The following is an 18,998-nucleotide window of genomic DNA, read 5'->3' as shown; positions in this document are numbered from 1 at the left end:
CCAAATCCAGTCGGAATGTGCTCACCAGGTCAGCTGACATTTCTACTATCCAAAACAGAGGGAACTGGGAGCGCTCCCACAAATGTGGCGGAGCCAACTGCCGGTGTCAAGATTTCAACGCTGTACGCTGCCGCGGAACCCCGCCGAAGATTTCCGCGCGCGCCGTGTCCAGCGCCAGTTGCAGAGCCCCTTCCAGCACCGCTCCGGGGCCCCCGGCGGCGGGCCGGACCTCGGTCGGCACCGGCGACATCCCGGCGAGCCGGGACCGGACGAGCCCGGCCAGATACTCCCCGCCGGCCCGCCCGGCCTCCCCGCCCAGCACGATGCACCCGGGATCGAGCACGGCCGCCAGTACCGCGGCCCCCGCGGCCGCCCGCTGCGCCAGCTCCGCCCAGAACGCCGCGCCCCGGCTGCCGCCCGCCGCGGCCGGCCCGGCGAGCCCGTGCCGCCGGGCCAGGGCCCGTACGGAGGGCCCGCCCAGCAGGGACTGGAAGTCCGACTCGCCCCCGGGCAGCCGCAGTCCGCCGATCGCCCCCGCCCCGCCGGAGGCCCCCCGGCGCAGCCTGCCGTCGAGCACCAGGGCCGCGTCCGTCCGCGCACCGAGCCACAGCAGGGCGAAGTCCCGCCGGTCCCGGGCGGCTCCCCGCCGGTGCTCCGCGAGCCCCGCGAGGTTGGCCTCGCTCTCCACGACCACCGTCGAGGCCCGCCGGGCGAACGCCCGCCGCACCTCGGGGTCCGGGCCCGCGAGGGCCGCCGTGTGCAGCACCGGCACACCGGCCGCGTGCAGGGCCGCGTCCAGCTCGCCCGGCGAGCCCACCGAGACCACCGTCCGGCCCCCGAGATCGGCCACCCGGATCTCGCCCCCGCGCCCCCGCGCGGCGACGTGTGCGCGCCCTGCCGCGAGGGCGTACACCCGGGCGTTGGGACCGCGCCGGTGGTCCCCGGTGCGCCCGGTCACCTCGATCAGCCCGGCGTCCCCGAGCCGCTTCACGATCTCGGCGACGGTCGGCCGGGAGAGCCCGGTGATCCCCTGCAACTGCGGCGCGGTCAGCGGTCCCCGCTCAACGAGGAGCTCCAGCGCGATCCGGTCGTTGATGGCCCGCGCCGTACGCGGAGTGGCGGTCCGGTAGGCCACGGCCTCACCTGGACGAAACCGATCATTCAAGAGTTGAACACCTCCCCGGGGTGCGTTCCTGGCCTGCACGAATGCCGCCTCCGGCGCGGTACACCGCCGAGCAGGCGCCCGTGGCGGCCCGTCCGGCCGGACGACGAGCCGCGGGACGGCGGATCCCATCCCGGCCCCGTCCCGCGGCTGCGGGGCACGGCCGAGGCCCGGTGGCGGCCCGGCCGACGGGGTGACGGGCCGCAGTCGCGGGGTGGCGGTTCCCATCCCGGCCCCATTCCGCGGCTGCGGGGCACGGCCGAGGCCCGGTGGCGGCCCGGCCGACGGGGTGACGGGCCGCAGTCGCGGGGTGGCGGGAGGGGACGGGGCCGCAGGGAGGGTGTCCTCCACGCTTACGTGTATTTGTGGCCGCCACCACGGGTTCAGACCTCCGGTACCGATTCAGGCGGCCGCACATGTGCGGTGGAGGCCCCCACTCCCGGAGGGCCCGTCCCCGGCACCCGAACACACCCCCGCTCCCCCCGGCCCCGACCACCCCGCCCGAACCGGCCGGGCGACGTGGCCCGAGCGCGCGACCCGGTCCGAGGGCACGAACCGGCCGCGCCCCGGCGCCCCCATGAGCACCGCCCAGCGCGAGCGCCCTACGTCGAGGCACGGTGCACAAGCCGCGTCCCCAGCACCACATGCCGCTTCGCCGTGGACCGCGAGGTGATCTCCTCCATGAGCACCCGCGCCATGGCCCGTCCCATCTCCTCGATGGGCTGCCGCACGCTGGAGAGCGGCGGATCGGTGTGCCGGGCGATCGCCGAGTCGTCGAAGCCGATGAGGGCCACGTCGTCCGGGACCTGCCGCCCCGCCTCACGCAGGGTGTAGAGCGCTCCGGCCGCCATGACGTCGGACGCCGCGAACACCGCGTCCAGCTTCGGCTCCCGGATGAGCAGCTCGGCCATGGCCCGGCGGCCGCCCTGTTCGGTGAAGTCGGCCCGGGCGACCAGCGGTTCCTGCCCGTCCGGCCCGGTGCCCGCGGCCTCCAGGGCCTGGCGGTACCCGTCGAGCCGGCACTGCGCCACGTACATGTCGGCGGGGCCGGTGATGGTGGCGATCCGCCGACGCCCGCCGGCGATGAGGTGGGCGACGGCGGAACGGGCCCCTCCGACGTTGTCCGAGTCCACGTACGAGACGGACTCCAGGTCGGACCGCCGCCCGCTGAGCACGGCGGGCAGGCCGAGGTCCTCGAGCAGGTCGGGCAGCGGGTCGTCCTCGTGCACGGAGACGACGAGGACGCCGTCGACCCGCTGGGCGCGCAGATAGTGCGCGAAGCGCTGCCGTTCCTTGCTGGTGCGGATCAGGGTCAGCAGCAGCTGCATGTCGGTGTCGGCGAGTTCGGCTCCGACGCCCCGCACGATGTCGGAGAAGTACGGCTCGGCGAACAGCTTGGTCTCGGCCTCGGGGATCACCAGGGCGATGGCGTCCGTGCGGTGGCCCGCCAGGGCCCGGGCCGCCCGGTTCGGGACGTAGCCGAGTTCGGCGACGGCCTGTTCGACCGCCGCCTTGGTGTGGTCGCTGACCCGCATCGAGCCGTTGATCACCCGGGACACGGTGCCCCGGCCGACCCCGGCCCGGGCGGCGACCTCCTCCAGCGTCGGCTGTCGGCTGCGCCGTCCGTTCACCGCCATTCAGGCCTCCATGCCGTCGGCCTGCCCGCCCGGCAGCTGAGTGGCTGAGTGTTGGAGGGCGGAAGCCGGGTTCAGGCCGTCGCCGGCCAGTGGTCGTACGTTCGTACGGATTGCTGTCGTGTGCTCACCCGGGCGCGGGTGCCGGCGCGGGTGGCGGGCCGGCGGTCGTGCGGAACTGATCGCCCCGGTTCCGCTTCCCGCTCCCCGAATCGGCGCATGACCTGGGAGCGCTCCCATGCTAGCCGAGGGTTCCGGGGGCGGTCCTGTGCCCCCGGGCAGTGGTCTTCGCTGCTCCGGCCGGCCCCGGGGCCGCCGGGCCCGCTCCGGCGCCCGCCGGCGGTGGTCGTGCGGGCCAACGCCCCGGGCTCCCGCAGGGGTTGCTTGCTGGAGGGGGGACCGGGTCGACGGGGTCCGCCGGGCTTGGTCGGAAGCGGCGGTTGAGCTGCGGCCGGGGTGTGTCCGGGTGTGTTGTCGAGGGGCGGGGTGGGGCGGCCCGGTTCGGTGGGGGTGCCGGGGCCGGCCCCCCGGGAGGGGGTCATCCATGGCGTATTCACGGCCGCGTGGACCGGTACCGGCAGGCTGCACCCGTGGTGGCGGGCGCACATGCACGTAAGCGTGAAGACCCCTCCCTGCGGACCCGTCCCGCCCGCCGTCCCGCACCCGCCGCCCGTCAACGAGCACCCCGACGCCCCGCCCCGCAGGGTCGGCATCCGGCCACGGACACGGGCAACCGCTCCACCCGGCCCGCCGCAACCCCCGCCCCCAGCCGCGCACCGCGCCGGCCGGACTGCCACCCCACGGCGACGGCATCCAGCCGCCGACACGGGAAGGGCCGACTCCTCCCGCCGAGGGCCGCACTCGCCGCTTCCCGCCCGGTCGGACGGGCTGCCACCCGGAAACTTCAGCAGCCGCGACCACGGAGGAGGACCGGGTCCTTCCACCGTGCCCCGCCTGGGGCCCTCCGGCCTCGCCGCCGGACTGCCGGTCACAGGCGGCGGCATCCGGCCGCAGCCACGGCCCGGCGCCCGGTTCTGCGACGGGCGCCGGTCCGAACGGCTCCGGCGGAGGCGTCCCGCGCCCTGGATCCGAAGGGTTTCCGGGCGTCCGCGCGTGAAATTCCGGCGCCTTCTCCGGTCCGGGAGCGCCGGGCGGCCGGAAGCGGCAGGATGTGCTGAACCCTCAGAAGGAGCAGGCGTACGCCGGTGGGCGGGGCGGTGCCGGGGCCCGGCGCCGGGAAAGGGTGGCGGGTGGCGCCTCGTGGTCGGTGGTGGCCCGGGCCGGTGCGCGGCGCGACGGGCCCGCGGGAGGGCCGGCTCCGGTCCTCCCTTCGAAAAGTGATGGGCGTTCTGGTTCGGCGCGCCCCCTTGCCGGACCTGCGCCGGAAGCTCTCCGGTGCCGCTCCGGCCCGTCCCGCCTGCGCCGGACCTGCCTCCGCAGGCATGTCCACATGGCCGTTGGGACACATACGCGCAACGAATCCGCATTCACGTCTTGACACTTTCCCCCTGGAGGGGCGAGCCTTCCGGCATGGCGCGAGTGGGAGCGCTCCCACATCCTGCCAGGCGGAGCGGGGCCTTCCGGGGGGAGGGCCACCGCTCGTCACCCCCACAGCACCGAGCACTGCCTTCGCCGGCCCGGCCAACCGGGGCCGGCCCCGTCTGCTCCCCGTGATCCGGGTGCGGCCGCTGCCGAGCCGCCGTCGCCGTCCCCGGACCGCCGTGGGAACCGCCCAGAGAATCACCTGGACAAGGAGAGTGGAATGCGCACTTCCAGCAGGATCCGCGGCCGTGGCCGCAGAACCGCGATCGCCGCGGTTGCGGGGCTCGCGACCTGCGCGGCCTTGATCACCGGTTGCAGCGCCGACTCCGGCGGCGGGGCCGGCGGTGACGGCAAGATCGAGCTGCGCATCGGCACGTTCGGGTCGTTCGGTTACGACAACAAGACCGGCGCCAAGCTCTACGCCGAGTACGAGAAGCTGAACCCCGACATCAAGATCGTCGAGAACAACGTCTCCGACGGTCAGAAGTACTGGGACACGCTGAAGCTGCGGCTCTCCCAGGGCAGCGGGCTCTCCGACATCCAGGCCATCGAGGTCGGTTACATCGCGGAGGCCACCAGCCCCACCCTGGCCGGCAAGTTCCTCGACCTCACCTCGGCCGAGGGCGTCTCCACCGCCAACTTCCTGGACTGGAAGGTCAAGCAGGCCAGCACGCCCGACGGCAAGGTCGTGGGGCTGGGCACCGACATCGGCCCGATGGCGATCTGCTACCGCAAGGACCTCTTCGAGAAGGCCGGACTGCCGACGGACCGCGATGAAGTCGCCAAGCTCTGGGAGGGCGACTGGTCGAAGTTCGTCGAGCAGGGCAAGGAGTACCAGAAGAACGCGCCCAAGGGTGCCGCCTTCCACGACTCCGCGAGCGGACTGTTCAACGCGGTGATCTCCAGTGAGCCGGAGCAGTACTCCAACTCCCGCGGCCAGCTGGACTACGAGAACAGCAGCGGTGTGAAGAAGGCCTGGGAGATCGCTTCCGAGGCGGCCGAGTCCGGACTGACCGCCAAGCTGCGGCAGTTCGACGAGAAGGGCACCTGGAACGCGGGCTTCAAGAACTCCAAGTTCGCCACCGTCGCCTGCCCGAGCTGGATGACCAACATCATCAAGGACCAGGCGGGCCCGGACAACCAGGGCAAGTGGGACATCGCCGCGGCGCCGGTCCCGGCCAACTGGGGCGGTTCCTTCCTCTCGGTGCCCAAGGCGGGCAAGCACACCAAGGAGGCCGCGAAGCTGGCCGCCTGGCTGACCGCGCCCGAGCAGCAGGCCAAGGTGTTCGCCAAGGCCGGTCTGATGCCGTCGACGACCGACGCGATCGCCTCTCCCGAGGTGCAGAACGCCAAGATCGACTACTTCGGGGACACCCCGATCGGTGAGATCTACTCCGCCGCCGCCGAGAACGTGGAGCCCGCCCCGATCGGCCGCTACGACGGCCAGGTGAAGACCTTCATCACCGACAACGGAATCCTCGACATCGAGCAGCGCGGCACCGACCCGGACAAGGCCTGGGAGAACGTGCAGAACCTGATCGACGAGAAGATCGACCAGTAACGGGACGCGACGGGCCGCCCGCCGGCGCAAGCTGCCGGGCGGCCCGTCCGCCTGAGTCACCGTCACACGAGACCTGGAAGGACGCCACCCGTGGCTACCTCCGTACGGGCGGCCGCCGACGGCAGTCAGCCGTCCGCGCCGCCCGGCCCCCGACCCCCACAGCGCCGCAAGGCGGGGAGTCCGTGGCGCAGCCGGCTCTACCGCCTTGACATGAAGGCAACGCCGTACGCCTATATCGCCCCCTTTTTCCTCACCTTCGCTGCCTTCGGACTTTTCCCCCTCATCTACACCGGATGGCTCTCGCTGCACCGCGTGGAACTCGGCGGATCGGCCGAGTGGCGCGGGCTGGAGAACTACACCGGACTGTGGGACAGCTCTTTCTTCTGGAACGCGCTGGCGAACACCTTCACCATCGGCGTCATTTCCACCGTTCCGCAGCTGATGATGGCGCTCGGACTCGCGCATCTGCTGAACTACAAGCTCCGTGGACGGGGTTTCTACCGGGTCGCCATTCTCGCGCCCTATGCCACTTCCATCGCCGCGGCGACGCTGGTCTTCGCCCAGCTGTTCAACACCGACTACGGGATGATCAACGGGCTCCTCGGGGTCTTCGGTGTCGACCCGGTCAACTGGGACACGGACAAGTGGCCCGCGCAGATCGCCATCTCGGTCATCGTCACCTGGCGGTGGACCGGCTACAACGCCCTGATCTACCTGGCCGCGATGCAGGCGGTCCCGAACGACCTCTACGAGGCGGCGGCGCTCGACGGGGCCTCCCGCTGGCGGCAGTTCATCAGCGTCACGATCCCGTCCATCCGGCCGACCATCCTCTTCACCATCGTGGTCTCGACCATCGGCGCGACCCAGCTCTTCGGTGAACCCATGCTGTTCGGCGGCAGCCTCGGCATCGGCGGCGGTTCGTCCAACCAGTACCAGACGCTGAGCCTGCTGATGTACGAGAACGGATGGGTCACCGGTTCGCTGGGCCAGGCCTCGGCCATCGCCTGGGTGATGCTGCTGCTCCTGCTGTTCATCGGCGCGGTGCAGGCGCTGTTCGCCCGCTGGAACCGCAAGAAGCTGGGGGCCTGACCTCATGACACACGCCCTGACCAAGGCGCCGGCCAAGCGGCAGCAGCCCAGGCACCAGCAGCCGCCGACGCGGCACCGGAAGAAGGCGAACCGCGCGGGGCGCCAGCACCACGCCGGGCCCGTCACGTACATCGTCCTGGCGATCGCCGCGTTCCTGTCCCTGTTCCCGCTGTACTGGAACGTGGTCGCCGCCTCCCACACCGGCGAGCGCGTCGTCCAGGCCCCGTCCCCGCTGCTCCCCGGCGACCAGCTCTTCACCAACCTGGAGATCGCCTGGAACCAGGTCAACATGGGTACGGCGCTGATCAACACCACCGTCGTGGCGGGCACGGTGGCCGCCAGCACGGTGCTCTTCGCCACCCTGGCCGGGTTCGCCTTCGCCAAGCTGCGCTTCCGGGGCCGCAACGCCCTGCTCGCGGTCGTCGTCGCGACGATGACCATTCCGCCGCAGCTCAGCGTGATCCCGCTCTACCAGATCATCACCGAGCTGGGCTGGGTCGACCAGCTCCAGTCGGTGATGCTGCCCATGCTGGTGGCGGCGTTCGGCGTGTTCTTCATGCGCCAGTACCTGCTGGAGGCGCTGCCGGTGGAGCTTGTCGAGGCCGCCCGGATGGACGGGGCCAACAGCCTCCGCGTCATCTGGCACGTGGTCTTCCCGGTGGCCCGGCCCGCGATGGCCGTGCTCGGTATGCTGATCTTCGTGCAGGCATGGAACGACTTCTTCTGGCCGTTCATCGCCCTGACCCCGGACGGCCAGCCCACCCTCCAAGTCGCCCTCGCTGGTCTGGGATCCGGCAACCACACCGTCAACCAGGCCATCGTCCTCACCGGTGCCCTCATCGCGACCGTGCCGCTGCTCCTGGTCTTCGCGCTGCTGGGCAAGCACGTCGTCGGCGGCATCACCCAGGGTGCCGTCAAGAGCTGACGGCACCGCACCCGCCGGCACCGTGACGCCGGAGTCCGCGCGACCGCGAGGTCCGGGCTCCGGCGCCGCCTGCCGCCGGGACCACCCCACCCCCCATCGGTACCCACCCGAAGGAGCGCACCCCCCATGACCGCGCACGACGTCCGGCCCGGAACCACGGCTCGCTCCTTCCCGCCGGGCTTCGTGTGGGGGGCGGCCACCGCCGCGTACCAGGTCGAGGGCGCCGCGACCGAGGACGGCCGCACACCCTCGATCTGGGACACGTTCAGCCACACCCCGGGCAAGGTCTTCCGCGGCCACACCGGCGACGTGGCCGCCGACCACTACCACCGGATGCCGGAAGACGTGCGGCTGATGGCGGAGATGGGCCTGACCGCGTACCGCTTCTCCGTCTCCTGGCCGCGGGTCCAGCCCACCGGGCGCGGCCCCGCCGTCCAGCGCGGCCTCGACTTCTACCGCCGGCTCTGCGACGAACTGCTGGCGCACGGCATCCAGCCCGCGGTCACCCTCTACCACTGGGACCTGCCGCAGGACCTGGAGAACGTCGGCGGCTGGCCGCGGCGGGCCACGGCCGAGCGCTTCGGCGACTACGCGGCCCTGGTCGCCGAGGGCCTCGGCGACCGGGTCTCGCTGTGGACGACCCTCAACGAGCCGTGGTGCAGCGCCTTTCTCGGCTACGGTTCCGGGGCGCACGCGCCGGGGCGCGCCGACCCGGTGGCCGCGCTGCGCGCCGCCCACCATCTCAACCTCGCCCACGGCCGGGCCGCGGCCGTGCTCCGGGAGACCCTGCCGCCGCGCGCCCAGATCTCCGTGACCCTCAACCCGCACCTGGTCAGGCCGCTGTCCGAGGCGCCGGAGGACGTGGAGGCGGCCCGCCGCATCGACGCGGTCGGCAACCGGATCTTCACCGGGCCCATGCTGGCCGGCGCCTATCCGGACGATCTGCTCCAGGACACGGCGCGGCTGACCGACTGGTCCTTCGTGCGCGAAGGGGACCTGGAGGCGGTGCACCAGCCGCTGGACTCGCTCGGGATCAACTACTACACGTCCCGTGTGGTGTCCGCGGCCCCGCCGCCGGAACGCGTCCGCGGCACCGCCGGCCGCCCCGTGTCGCCCTGGCCGGGCGCGGAGGGCGTCGACTTCCACCAGCCGTCGGGCGAGCACACCGCGATGGGCTGGCCCGTCGACCCGACCGGCCTCTACCACCTGCTGACGCAGTTCACCCGGGACTTCCCCGGCCTGCCGCTGGTGATCGCGGAGAACGGCGCGGCGTACGACGACAAGCCCGGTCCGGACGGTTCGGTGCACGACCCGGAGCGCATCGCGTATCTGCACCGCCACCTCGACGCGGTGCTCCGCGCGGTGCAGGACGGCGCCGACGTGCGCGGCTACTTCCTCTGGTCGCTGCTCGACAACTTCGAGTGGACCTACGGGTACGGCAAGCGCGTGGGGGCGATCTACATCGACTACGAGACCCAGGCCCGGATCCCCAAATCCAGCGCCCGGTGGTACGGCGGCGTCGCCCGCACCGGGATGCTCCCGGACGCCGTACCCGAGGAAGAGCCGTACCCGCACGACTGAGAGGAACTCATGACCACGACCACCCCGCGGCCCCGCACCTTCCCCCGGTTCCCCGCCGGCTTCCGGTTCGGCGCGGCCACCGCCGCGTACCAGATCGAGGGTGCCCACGCCGAGGACGGCCGCGGCCCGTCGATCTGGGACACGTACTGCCGCACCCCCGGGAAGGTCGCCGAGGGCGCGACGGGAGACGTGGCCTGCGATCACTACCACCGCTGGCCGGAGGACATCGGGCTGCTGCGCGACCTGGGCGTGGACAGCTACCGGTTCTCCATCGCCTGGCCCCGGGTCCGCCCGCTGGGCGACGGCCCGCTGAACCCGGCCGGCCTGGACTTCTACGAGCGGCTGGTCGACGCGCTGCTCGAAGCGGGCGTCTCGCCGTCCGCGACGCTCTACCACTGGGACCTGCCGCAGGCCCTGGAGGACCGGGGCGGCTGGCGGGTGCGGGAGACCGCGGAGCGGTTCGCCGAGTACGCCGGGACCGTCGCCGAGCGGCTCGGCGACCGGGTCGAGCGCTGGATGACGCTGAACGAGCCGTACTGCAGCGCCTTCCTCGGCTACGGGCTGGGCCGGCACGCCCCGGGCGTCCGCGAGGGCCGGGGAGCCCTGGCCGCCGCGCACCACCTGCTGGTCGGCCACGGTCTCGCCGTCCGGGCGCTGCGGGCCGCGGGGGCGCGGGAGATCGGCATCACCCTCAACCCGGACCTGCTGCTGCCGGCGACGGACTCCCCGGCGGACATCGCCGCCGTGCGGCGCGCGCGGACCGTGCACAACGACGTCTGGCTGGACCCGCTGTTCGCCGGCCGCTACCCGCTCCACGAGCGGGAGACCTGGGAGACGCTGGCCGAGGACCCCCCGTACCGGCTGGACGGGGACCTGGAGCTGATCGGCGCGCCGCTGGACTTCGTCGGCATCAACTACTACCGGCCGGTCACCGTGCGGGACGCGCCCCGGAACGAGCCGGACCCGGCCGCCCGCACCGCCGTGGACATCGGCGCCGCGGAGTCCTGGCGGACCGACGTCCGGCACACCACGATGGGCTGGCCCGTGGTCCCCGGCGCGCTCACCGACCTGCTGACCGGGCTCAGCCGCGACTACCCGGGGCTGCCGCCGATCTTCATCACCGAGAACGGCTCCTCGGAGGCCGACGAGGTCTCCGCGGACGGCGCCGTGCACGACGAGGAACGCGTCGCCTATCTGCACGACCACCTGCACACGCTGGCCGACACCATCGCCGCCGGGGTGGACGTGCGGGGCTACTTCGTCTGGTCCCTGCTGGACAACTTCGAATGGGCGTTCGGCTACGACCGCCGCTTCGGCGTCGTCCGCGTCGACTACGACACCCTGGAGCGCACCCCGAAGGACAGCTACCACTGGTACCGGAAACTGATCGCCGAGCACCGGGCCGCCCACGGCTCGGCCCGGTGATCACCCCGGCTCCTCAGGGCCGCGGGCCGCTGCCGTAGGGCCCGTACAGGTCGAGCAGCCGGGTCCTGGCCGTCGTCAGCCGTTCGCCCACCACCGCGGCGACGGCGACGGCCAGGTCCCGGCCCAGCGCCGGTTCCCTCTCGCACAGCTCCAGCACGGCCGCCACGTCGAACTCGTACGCGTGCACCCGGCTGACCGTCTCGGCCCCGAAGTGCCACCGCCGGGGCGGGAACAGCCAGGACCAGCCGAGCAGGTCCCCGCTGCCGAGGGTCTCCACGACGGGGGAGCGGCGCCCCGGCACCCTGAGGTCCAGGGCGACGCTCCCGGTGTGCAGCAGCCAGAACCGGTCGGCCCGCCGGCCCTCCTCGAAGATCCGGGTGCCCGCCGGGATCGACACCTCCCGGCCCAGCTCCATCAGCCGCCGGCGCTGCTCCGGCGCCAGCGAGTGCAGCACACCCGTTCTGGTGATCATCATCGTTCTCGCCCCTTCCCGCGCGCCGGTCCACCGGTGTCCTGTTCCCATGGTGATACGGAACGCTCCGCGATGCCCCGGGCCGGACAGCCGCGCCCGTGAGAGGCCGGACGCCCTCCCGGCGGGCCCGCTCAGGTGCGACCGTGGAAGGTGAGCACGCAGGGCCGGTCATCCGACGAGGAGGATGAACGATGGAACTGCCCGTTGTTGTGGGCGCCGACGGCTCGGAACACAGCCTGCCGGCGATCGACTGGGCCGTGGACGCGGCCGCCCGGCACCAGGTGCCGCTGAAAATCGTGCACGCCTCGCTGTGGGGGCCCTACGAGGGCACCGAGTCACCGGCCGGGGACGAGCGCTTCGCGGACCCGCCGACCGCCGCGGAGATCCTCGGCCACGCCGAGGACCGTGCGCGCTCCCGGCAGCCCGGAGTGCGCACCAGCACGGAACTGATGCCGGACGACCCCGTTTACGCCCTGCTGCGCCAGGGCCGCAACGCCTCCGCGGTGGTCACCGGCTCCCGCGGCCGGGGGACCCTGCGGGGACTGCTCCTCGGCTCGGTGAGCCTGGCCGTGGCCGCCCGCGCCGACTGCCCCGTCGTCGTGGCCCGGGGCACGGAGCCCTCGCCCGGCACCGGCCGGATCGTCCTCGGCGCGGGCGACGAGACCGACGGAAGCTCCGCCGCCGAGTTCGCCTTCCGGGAGGCCGAGGCACGCGGCGCCGAGGTGCGCGCCGTACGGGCCTGGCGCTGTCCCGCCCACGAGGTCCCCGACCACCCGCTGATCGGCGGCGAGCCCGCCCAGGCGCACTCCGACCGGGCCTCGGAGTACCTGGACGACCTGCTGCGCGAACCGCGGCGCGCCCACCCCGGGGTGCAGGTCACCCGCCGCACCCCGGAGGGGCCGGCCCGCCGGGTCCTCCTGGAGGAGTCGGCGTCGGCCGACCTCCTCGTCGTCGGGGCCCAGCGGCGGCACGGCCACCACCTCGGTCTCCAGCTCGGCGTGGTCAACCACGCCGTGCTGCACCACGCCCCGTGCCCGGTGGCCGTCGTACCGCAGCAGACCTGACGGCCCGCGCCAGGTGTGATCGCCCGGCGCCCGGGCACCCGGGCGCGGTGGCGGTGCAGGAGGGAGCCGACGATGGCGGCGTCAGCCGAGCCCCGAGCGGGCTCCGGAACAACGGCCCCGGCGGGCGGAACCGCGCCCCGGGAGCGCCCGTCCCGGGTACTGGGCGGCGTACGGGCGCTGGTCCTCGACACCGACGGGGTGATCACCGACTCGGCGCGGGTGCACGCCGCCGCCTGGAAAGAGGCCTTCGACGCCGCGCTGCGCGACCACCCGCCGGCCGACCCGGCGCAGCGCCGCCCCTTCGACGCGGCGGAGGACTACCGCCGGCACGTGGACGGGAAGTCGCGGCTGGACGGTGCCGCCGCGTTTCTGGCCTCCCGCGCCGTGGGACTGCCGGAGGGTGACCCGGAGGACCCGCCCGGCACGGACACCGTGCGGGCCGTCGCCGCGCTGAAGGACCGGCTGTTCACCGAGCGGCTGCGGGCCGGGGGCATCGAGGCGTATCCCGGCACCGTGCGGCTGCTGCGCGCGATGAACCTCTCCGGGACGCCCTGCGCCGCCGCCTCCGCGTCGCGGCACGCCCCCGAGCTGCTGGAGAGCGCCGGAGTGCGGGAGATGGTCGACGCGGTCGTGGACGGCGCCGAGTCCGCCCGGCTGGGGCTGCCCGGCAAGCCCGACCCGGCGCTGTTCCTGGAGGCCGCCCGGCGGCTGGACGCCGATCCGGGGGAGGCCGCCGTCGTCGAGGACGCGCTCGCCGGTGTCGAGGCGGGCCGGCGCGGCGGCTTCGGGCTGGTGATCGGCGTCGACCGGGCGGCGGACGCCCCCGGGGCGGACCCCGCTGCCGAGGCCACCGCGGCCCGCGACCTGCATCTGCACGGCGCGGACGTCGTGGTCCGCGATCTCGCCGAGCTGCTGGAACCGCCCGGACCCGAGCCCGCGGGAGGCCCGCCGTGACCGAACCCGAGACGACCGCGTGGAGCTGGGGATACACGGGTTACGACCCGTCCGCCGAGCGGCTGCGCGAGGCGCTGTGCACCCTCGGCAACGGCTACTTCGCGACCCGCGGCGCCGCCCCCGAGGCCACCGACGACGGACTGCACTACCCGGGCACCTACGCCGCGGGCTGCTACAACCGGCTCTCCTCGACGGTCCACGGCGAGCAGACCAGGACCGTGGAGAACGAGGACATGGTCAATCTGCCCAACTGGCTCCCGCTGCGCTTCCGCGGCCAGGAGGGCGAGCCGGGCAGCGGCGGGCCGGACACCGCCTGGTTCTCGCCGGACGCCGACCGGCTGCTCGACCACCGGCAGACCCTGGACCTGAGCTGCGGCACCCTGGACCGGGACACCCGTTACGAGGACGCGCGGGGCCGCCGGATCCGGGTCCGGCAGACCCGGTTCCTGCACATGGCCGACCCGCACCTGGCGGTCCTGCGCACCGTGCTGCAGGCGGAGAACTGGTCGGGCGCCTTCGAGGTCGAGTCCGGGCTCGACGGCGAGATCACCAACTCCGGCGTCCCCCGCTACCGCGACCTGGCGGGCCGCCACCTCACCGGGGTCACCACCGGCACGGCCGCCCCCGACACGGTCTGGCTGCGCTGCCGTACCAGCGAGTCCGCCGTGCGGATCGCGTTCGCCGCGCGCACCACCGCCGACCCGCGGCCCGCCGCGGACCGGCTGGAGCCGGGCACCGCCCAGGCCCACCGGACGCTGTATCTGCCGGCCAGGCCCGGCCGGCCGGTCACCGTCGACAAGACCGTCGCCCTGCACACCTCCCGGGACCCGGCCATCGCCGGGCCGCTCGACGCGGCGCTGGACCGGGCGGGGGCGGCACCCGGCTTCGAGGAGCTGCTGGAGTCGCACCGCACGGCGTGGCGCGAGCTGTGGGAGCGTGCCGAACTGGACGTGCCCGGCGAGGCGGGGCAGATCCTGCGGCTGCACCTCTTCCACGTCCTGCAGACCCTGTCGCCGCACACCGCGGAACTCGACGTGGGCGTGCCCGCCCGGGGCCTGCACGGCGAGGCGTACCGGGGCCACGTCTTCTGGGACGAGCTGTTCGTGCTGCCGTATCTGAACCTGCACTTCCCGGAGGTGTCGCGGGCCCTGCTGGACTACCGGCACCGGCGGCTGCCGCGGGCCTGCCAGTCGGCGCGGGAGGCGGGCCGGGACGGGGCGATGTTCCCCTGGCAGAGCGGCAGCGACGGCCGGGAGGAGACCCAGGAGCTGCACCTCAACCCGCGTTCCGGCCGCTGGCTGCCCGACCACTCCCGGCTCCAGCACCACGTCGGCTCGGCGGTGGCGTACAACGTGCTCCGGTACTGCGAGGCCACCGGGGACACCGAGTACCTGCACACCAAGGGCGTGGAGACGCTGGTGCAGATCTCCCGGTTCTGGGCGAGCAGCGCGGTGTACGACCCGCGGCCCGGGCGCTTCCGGATCCGCGGTGTCGTGGGCCCCGACGAATACCACGAGGGCTACCCGGGCGCGGAGTCCCCGGGCCTGGACGACAACGCGTACACGAACGTCACCGCGGCCTGGGTGCTGGCGCGCACCCTGGACGTGGTGCGCGCCCTGCCCGAGCCGCGCCGCCGGGAGCTGTTCGAGGCCACCGGCACCGAGGAGGACGAACCGGAGCGCTGGGAGGAGGTCTCCCGTGCCCTGCACATCCCCTTCCACGACGGCGTCATCAGCCAGTTCGAGGGCTACGGCCGGCTGGCCGAGCTGGACTGGGAGGGGCTGCGGCGGCGGCACGGCGACATCCGGCGGCTGGACCGGATCCTGGAGGCCGAGGGCGACACCGTCAACCGCTACCGGGCCTCCAAACAGGCCGACGTGCTGATGCTCGGCTACCTCTTCCCGCCCGCCGAACTCGCCGCGCTGTTCCGCCGGCTGGGGCACACCCTCGACGACACCGTGTGGCGGCGCACCGTCGACTACTACCTGAACCGCACCTCGCACGGCTCCACCCTGAGCGGCCTGGTGCACGGCTGGGTCCTCGCCCGGGCCCGGCGCGCCGAGGCGTGGAAGTTCTGCCGGGAGGCGCTGGAGAGCGACGTCGCCGACCTCCAGGGCGGCACCACGGAGGAAGGCATCCACCTGGGCGCCATGGCCGGCACGCTCGACCTGGTCCAGCGGGGCCTGACCGGCATGGAGCCGCGGACCGGTGAGCTGATGCTCGACCCGGCGCCGCTGCCCGAGCTGTCCGAATACGGCTTCTCGGTGCGGTACCACGGGCACTGGGGGGTACGGATGCAGCTGACCCGCGGCCGGCTGCGGATCGACGTACCGGAGTCCGACGAGCCGCCGATCCGGCTGGTGCTGCCCGACCGGGCCGTCACCGTCGAACCCGGCGAGTCCTGCGTGCTGGAGACCCCGGAGCACTGACGGGGAGCCGGCGCCCCGGCCCACTGCCACGGGCTCCGGCCGTCACGACGAAAGGTGGAACCCATGCCCGAGCCCATGCCCGAGCCCACGCCCGACGCCGTGCCCGGGCCGGGACGGCTGCCCGGTCCCGTCGTCGCCGGTGTCGACGGCAGCCGCGCGGGCGGGGCCGCCGCCGAGTGGGCCGCGCACGAGGCCTCGGCGCGGAGGCTGCCGCTGCTGTTGCTGCACGCCTGGAGCTGGGAACCGGTCGACATGCCCGTCACCCAGGACGAGGAAACCCACCGGCGGCTGGCGGAGGACATGCTGCGGAGCACGGAACGGGGGCTGCGGGAGCGCCATCCGGGTCTGGAGATCACCGCCGAGCGGGTGCCGCAGCCCGCCGTGGACTCCCTGGTGGAGGGGGCCGAGGGAGCGGAGATGCTGGTGCTCGGCTCCCGCCGGTACGGTCCCGTGCTGGGCTTTCTGCTCGGTTCCGTGGGGCTTCGGGTGCTGGGGCGGGCCGGCTGCCCGGTGGTGATGGTGCGCGGCGACGAGAGCCCGCGGCCGGAGCGCGACGAGGTCGTCGCCGGACTGCGGGGGACCTCCGCACAGAGCGGTCCGGTGCTGGCCTTCGCCTTCGCGGCGGCGGCGGCGCACGGACTGCGGGTGCGCGCGGTACGCGCCTGGAGCCCGCCGACGGTGTTCAGCTACAGCCCGTCCGCGATGCGGCTCGCCGACGAGCACGGCGGCATCGAGGCGCACGAGGAGAAGCTGCTGGAGGACGCGCTGGCGCCGTGGCGGGAGCGGTTTCCGCAGGTGCCCGTCACCACCCGGGTGGAGATCGGCAGCGGCACGGAGGTGCTGCTCACCTCCTCGGCCCGGGCCCGGCTTCTCGTCATCGGCCGCCGGGCCGCCTCCGGCGGCCGGCACCTCGGCCCAGCGGCGCACGCGACGCTCCACCACGCCGACTGCCCGGTCGCGGTGGTGGCGCATCCCTGACCCGGCCGCGGCTGCTCGCGCGGCGCTTGCGCGGGGGCTGCCCGCGCGGGCCACGGTGCTCCCGGACCCTGCCGCGGCCCTCCGGCGTCGGCACGCACGGTGTCTCGCGCACCGCCGGGTGCGGCCCCCTCCGCACGGTGGGGGACCGCCGCGCGGTGCACGGTGTGGGACCGCCGCGCGGTGCACGGGTGTGGGGCTGACGCACGGTGCCCGGTGCCGGGCGCCGCGGGGCGTCGGGCACCGCACGGCGCGCGGCATCGGGTATCCGGTCTCACGCGCCGTCACCGTCCGGCGGACCGCGCGCTGTCACCGTCCGGGCGGGCCGCCGGACGGTGGGTGCGTACGCCGCGCCCCGCGCCCCGTACGTCCTGGCGCCACCGCCACCGCCACCGCCACCGCCACCTCCACCGGCACCGCCACCGCCAACTGGCACCGGCACCGTCGCGCCGTTACGGCAGCGGGCTGCCGCCGGTCGCGTTGAGGATCTCCGCGGTGATGTAGCTCGCCTCCTGCGAGGCCAGGAAGACGTACGCCGGCGCCATCTCGGCGGGCTGCGCCGGACGCTGGAGCGGGGCCTGCTTCCCGAACTGCTCGGTGTCCGGCAGAGTGGCCGGGATCAGCGGAGTCCAGACCGGCCCGGGCGCGACCGCGTTGACGCGGATGCCGCGCTCGGCCAGCTGCGCGGCCAGTCCCTGGGTGAACGTGACGATGCCGCCCTTGGTCATCGCGTAGTCCAGCAGGTGCGGCTTGGGGTTGTACGCCTGTACGGACGTGGTGTTGATGATGCTGCCGCCCTCCGGAATGTGCGGGAGGGCCGCCTTGCACAGCCAGAACATGCCGTAGAGGTTGGTGTGCACCACCCGGTCGAACTGCTCGGTGCTGATGCCCTCGATCCCGTCCGGCTGCCCCATCTGGAACGCCGCGTTGTTGACCAGGACGTCGATCCGCCCGAACTCCGAGACCGCGCGCTCGATCAGATCCCGGCAGGCGCTCTCCTCGCGGATGTCACAGGGCACGGCCACCGCGCGCCGGCCCGCCTCCCGGACCAGCCGCTCGGTCTCCCGCGCGTCCTTGTCCTCCTCCGGCAGATGGGTGAACAGCACGTCCGCCCCCTCGCGCGCGTATGCCAGGGCGACGGCCCGCCCGATGCCCGAGTCCCCGCCCGTGATCACGGTGCGCCGGTCCGCCAGCCGCCCGCTGCCCCGGTAGGAGGACTCGCCGTGGTCGGGCTCGGGCCGCATGTCGCCCGGGTGGCCGGGGTGCGGCTGGTCCTGCTGGGGGAAGTCCGGCTGCGGGTGCTGGGTGACGGGATTCTGCTGGTCGTCGCTCATCTGCGCTTCCTGTTCGGGTCGGTCGGCTCGGAGCTGTCTACGGGTGCCCCTGCCGTCCGCGGCGGAAACCGTCCGCCCGCGGGGGCGCGAGCGGGGCGCGTGCTCCCCGCGGGGGCGCGCGCCTGAACACGCCGCTCCGCCGCCGCGTAATAGAGGGGCAGGCGGGTCCGCCGCCGGACGGGCTCGGGCTCGGGAGGTCCCTCGTATGACCGCGCATCGCACGGCCGTTCCGGCTGCCCTCGCCGGTGCCGCGGCGCTGCTGCTGCCGCTGCTGCCCCTGCCGGCGGCGGCGCACGGAGCGCCCGCGGACCCGCTGAGCCGGACCGCCGCCTGCGGTCCGCCCGGCGGGGAGTTCGCCCGCTCGCCCGGCTGCCGGGGCGTCGGAGCGTGGGACGACCTGCGGCTGCCGGACGTCCGCGGCCGGGACCGCGGGGCGGTGCCCGACGGCCGGCTGTGCGGCGCGGGACGGGACGCCTACCGGGCGCTGGACTCCACCCGCACCGACTGGCCCGTGACGCGGCTGCGGGCGGGGGACCGGCTGACGCTCCGTTACGCGTCGACGATCGAGCACCGGGGGACGTTCAGCGTTCATCTCACCCGGCCGGGTTACGACCCGTCACGCCCGCTGACGTGGTCGGACCTCGACCGCGAGCCCTTCCTGACGGCGACCGACCCGGAGTTCCGGGACGGTGCGTACCGGATGGCGGGACGGCTGCCCGGGGGCCGGACGGGACGGCATCTGCTCTACACGATCTGGCGGAACACCGACACGCCCGACACCTACTACGCGTGCTCCGACGTCGTCCTCGTCCCGGCAGGCGGCAGCCGCGACGGGGAGACGGCACCCCGGG

Annotated in this window: 14 protein-coding genes; 10 read left to right on the top strand and 4 right to left on the bottom strand. The window is 74.0% G+C overall.

Annotated features, from left to right (window positions below; translation table 11 throughout):
- Positions 1–106 precede the first annotated feature (106 nt).
- Complete coding sequence (locus tag GCU69_RS20585) at positions 107–1,135, bottom strand: ROK family transcriptional regulator (RefSeq protein WP_235978598.1); 1,029 nt, start codon at positions 1,133–1,135, stop codon at positions 107–109.
- Between the two features lie 629 nt (positions 1,136–1,764).
- Positions 1,765–2,799, bottom strand: coding sequence for a LacI family DNA-binding transcriptional regulator (locus GCU69_RS20580; RefSeq protein ID WP_098755457.1), 1,035 nt, complete (start codon positions 2,797–2,799; stop codon positions 1,765–1,767).
- A 1,759-nt stretch (positions 2,800–4,558) separates the two neighbouring features.
- On the opposite strand from GCU69_RS20580, the gene GCU69_RS20575 reads away from it, so the two are divergent.
- The 5 genes from GCU69_RS20575 to GCU69_RS20555 all read left to right on the top strand — a co-directional run bounded on the left by GCU69_RS20575 (position 4,559) and on the right by GCU69_RS20555 (position 10,919).
- Entirely contained in the window at positions 4,559–5,899 is a 1,341-nt protein-coding gene (locus GCU69_RS20575; protein ID WP_098754516.1) for an ABC transporter substrate-binding protein, read from the top strand.
- A 90-nt stretch (positions 5,900–5,989) separates the two neighbouring features.
- Entirely contained in the window at positions 5,990–6,988 is a 999-nt protein-coding gene (locus GCU69_RS20570) for a carbohydrate ABC transporter permease (RefSeq protein WP_098754515.1), read from the top strand.
- Between the two features lie 4 nt (positions 6,989–6,992).
- Entirely contained in the window at positions 6,993–7,913 is a 921-nt protein-coding gene (locus GCU69_RS20565) for a carbohydrate ABC transporter permease (protein ID WP_098754514.1), read from the top strand.
- Positions 7,914–8,039: 126 nt separating this feature from the next.
- Complete coding sequence (locus tag GCU69_RS20560; RefSeq protein WP_098754513.1) at positions 8,040–9,494, top strand: GH1 family beta-glucosidase; 1,455 nt, start codon at positions 8,040–8,042, stop codon at positions 9,492–9,494.
- A 9-nt stretch (positions 9,495–9,503) separates the two neighbouring features.
- Positions 9,504–10,919, top strand: coding sequence for a GH1 family beta-glucosidase (locus GCU69_RS20555; RefSeq protein WP_156206837.1), 1,416 nt, complete (start codon positions 9,504–9,506; stop codon positions 10,917–10,919).
- 13 nt (positions 10,920–10,932) lie between these two features.
- Here the strand turns inward: GCU69_RS20555 and GCU69_RS20550 are convergent, their stop codons facing one another.
- A complete protein-coding gene (locus GCU69_RS20550; protein ID WP_408055826.1) occupies positions 10,933–11,394 on the bottom strand; it encodes a cyclic nucleotide-binding domain-containing protein in 462 nt (153 codons plus the stop codon).
- A 188-nt stretch (positions 11,395–11,582) separates the two neighbouring features.
- On the opposite strand from GCU69_RS20550, the gene GCU69_RS20545 reads away from it, so the two are divergent.
- From GCU69_RS20545 to GCU69_RS20530, 4 genes are all read left to right on the top strand, one after another.
- Positions 11,583–12,455: a universal stress protein gene (locus tag GCU69_RS20545; protein WP_098754511.1), complete on the top strand. Its 873-nt coding sequence runs from the start codon at positions 11,583–11,585 to the stop codon at positions 12,453–12,455.
- A gap of 72 nt (positions 12,456–12,527) precedes the next feature.
- The gene (locus GCU69_RS20540) at positions 12,528–13,409 is read left to right on the top strand and encodes an HAD family hydrolase (RefSeq protein ID WP_098754510.1); all 882 of its coding nucleotides are present in this window, start codon (positions 12,528–12,530) and stop codon (positions 13,407–13,409) included.
- A complete protein-coding gene (locus GCU69_RS20535) occupies positions 13,406–15,838 on the top strand; it encodes a glycoside hydrolase family 65 protein (protein WP_156206836.1) in 2,433 nt (810 codons plus the stop codon). The genes GCU69_RS20540 and GCU69_RS20535 overlap by 4 nt, the downstream gene beginning before the upstream one ends.
- 63 nt (positions 15,839–15,901) lie before the next feature.
- Positions 15,902–16,816: a universal stress protein gene (locus GCU69_RS20530; protein WP_235978597.1), complete on the top strand. Its 915-nt coding sequence runs from the start codon at positions 15,902–15,904 to the stop codon at positions 16,814–16,816.
- A 449-nt stretch (positions 16,817–17,265) separates the two neighbouring features.
- Here GCU69_RS20530 and GCU69_RS20525 read toward each other — a convergent pair whose 3' ends face one another.
- Positions 17,266–18,147: an SDR family oxidoreductase gene (locus tag GCU69_RS20525; protein ID WP_098754508.1), complete on the bottom strand. Its 882-nt coding sequence runs from the start codon at positions 18,145–18,147 to the stop codon at positions 17,266–17,268.
- Positions 18,148–18,352: 205 nt separating this feature from the next.
- Between GCU69_RS20525 and GCU69_RS20520 the strand changes: the two genes are divergently transcribed.
- A partial coding sequence (locus GCU69_RS20520) for a lytic polysaccharide monooxygenase (protein WP_156206835.1) occupies positions 18,353–18,998 on the top strand: 646 nt, incomplete at its 3' end.

Source organism: Streptomyces lycii (genome assembly GCF_009735685.1).
Lineage (GTDB): Bacteria > Actinomycetota > Actinomycetes > Streptomycetales > Streptomycetaceae > Streptomyces > Streptomyces lycii.
This window is presented reverse-complemented; position numbering and strand designations above follow the sequence as displayed.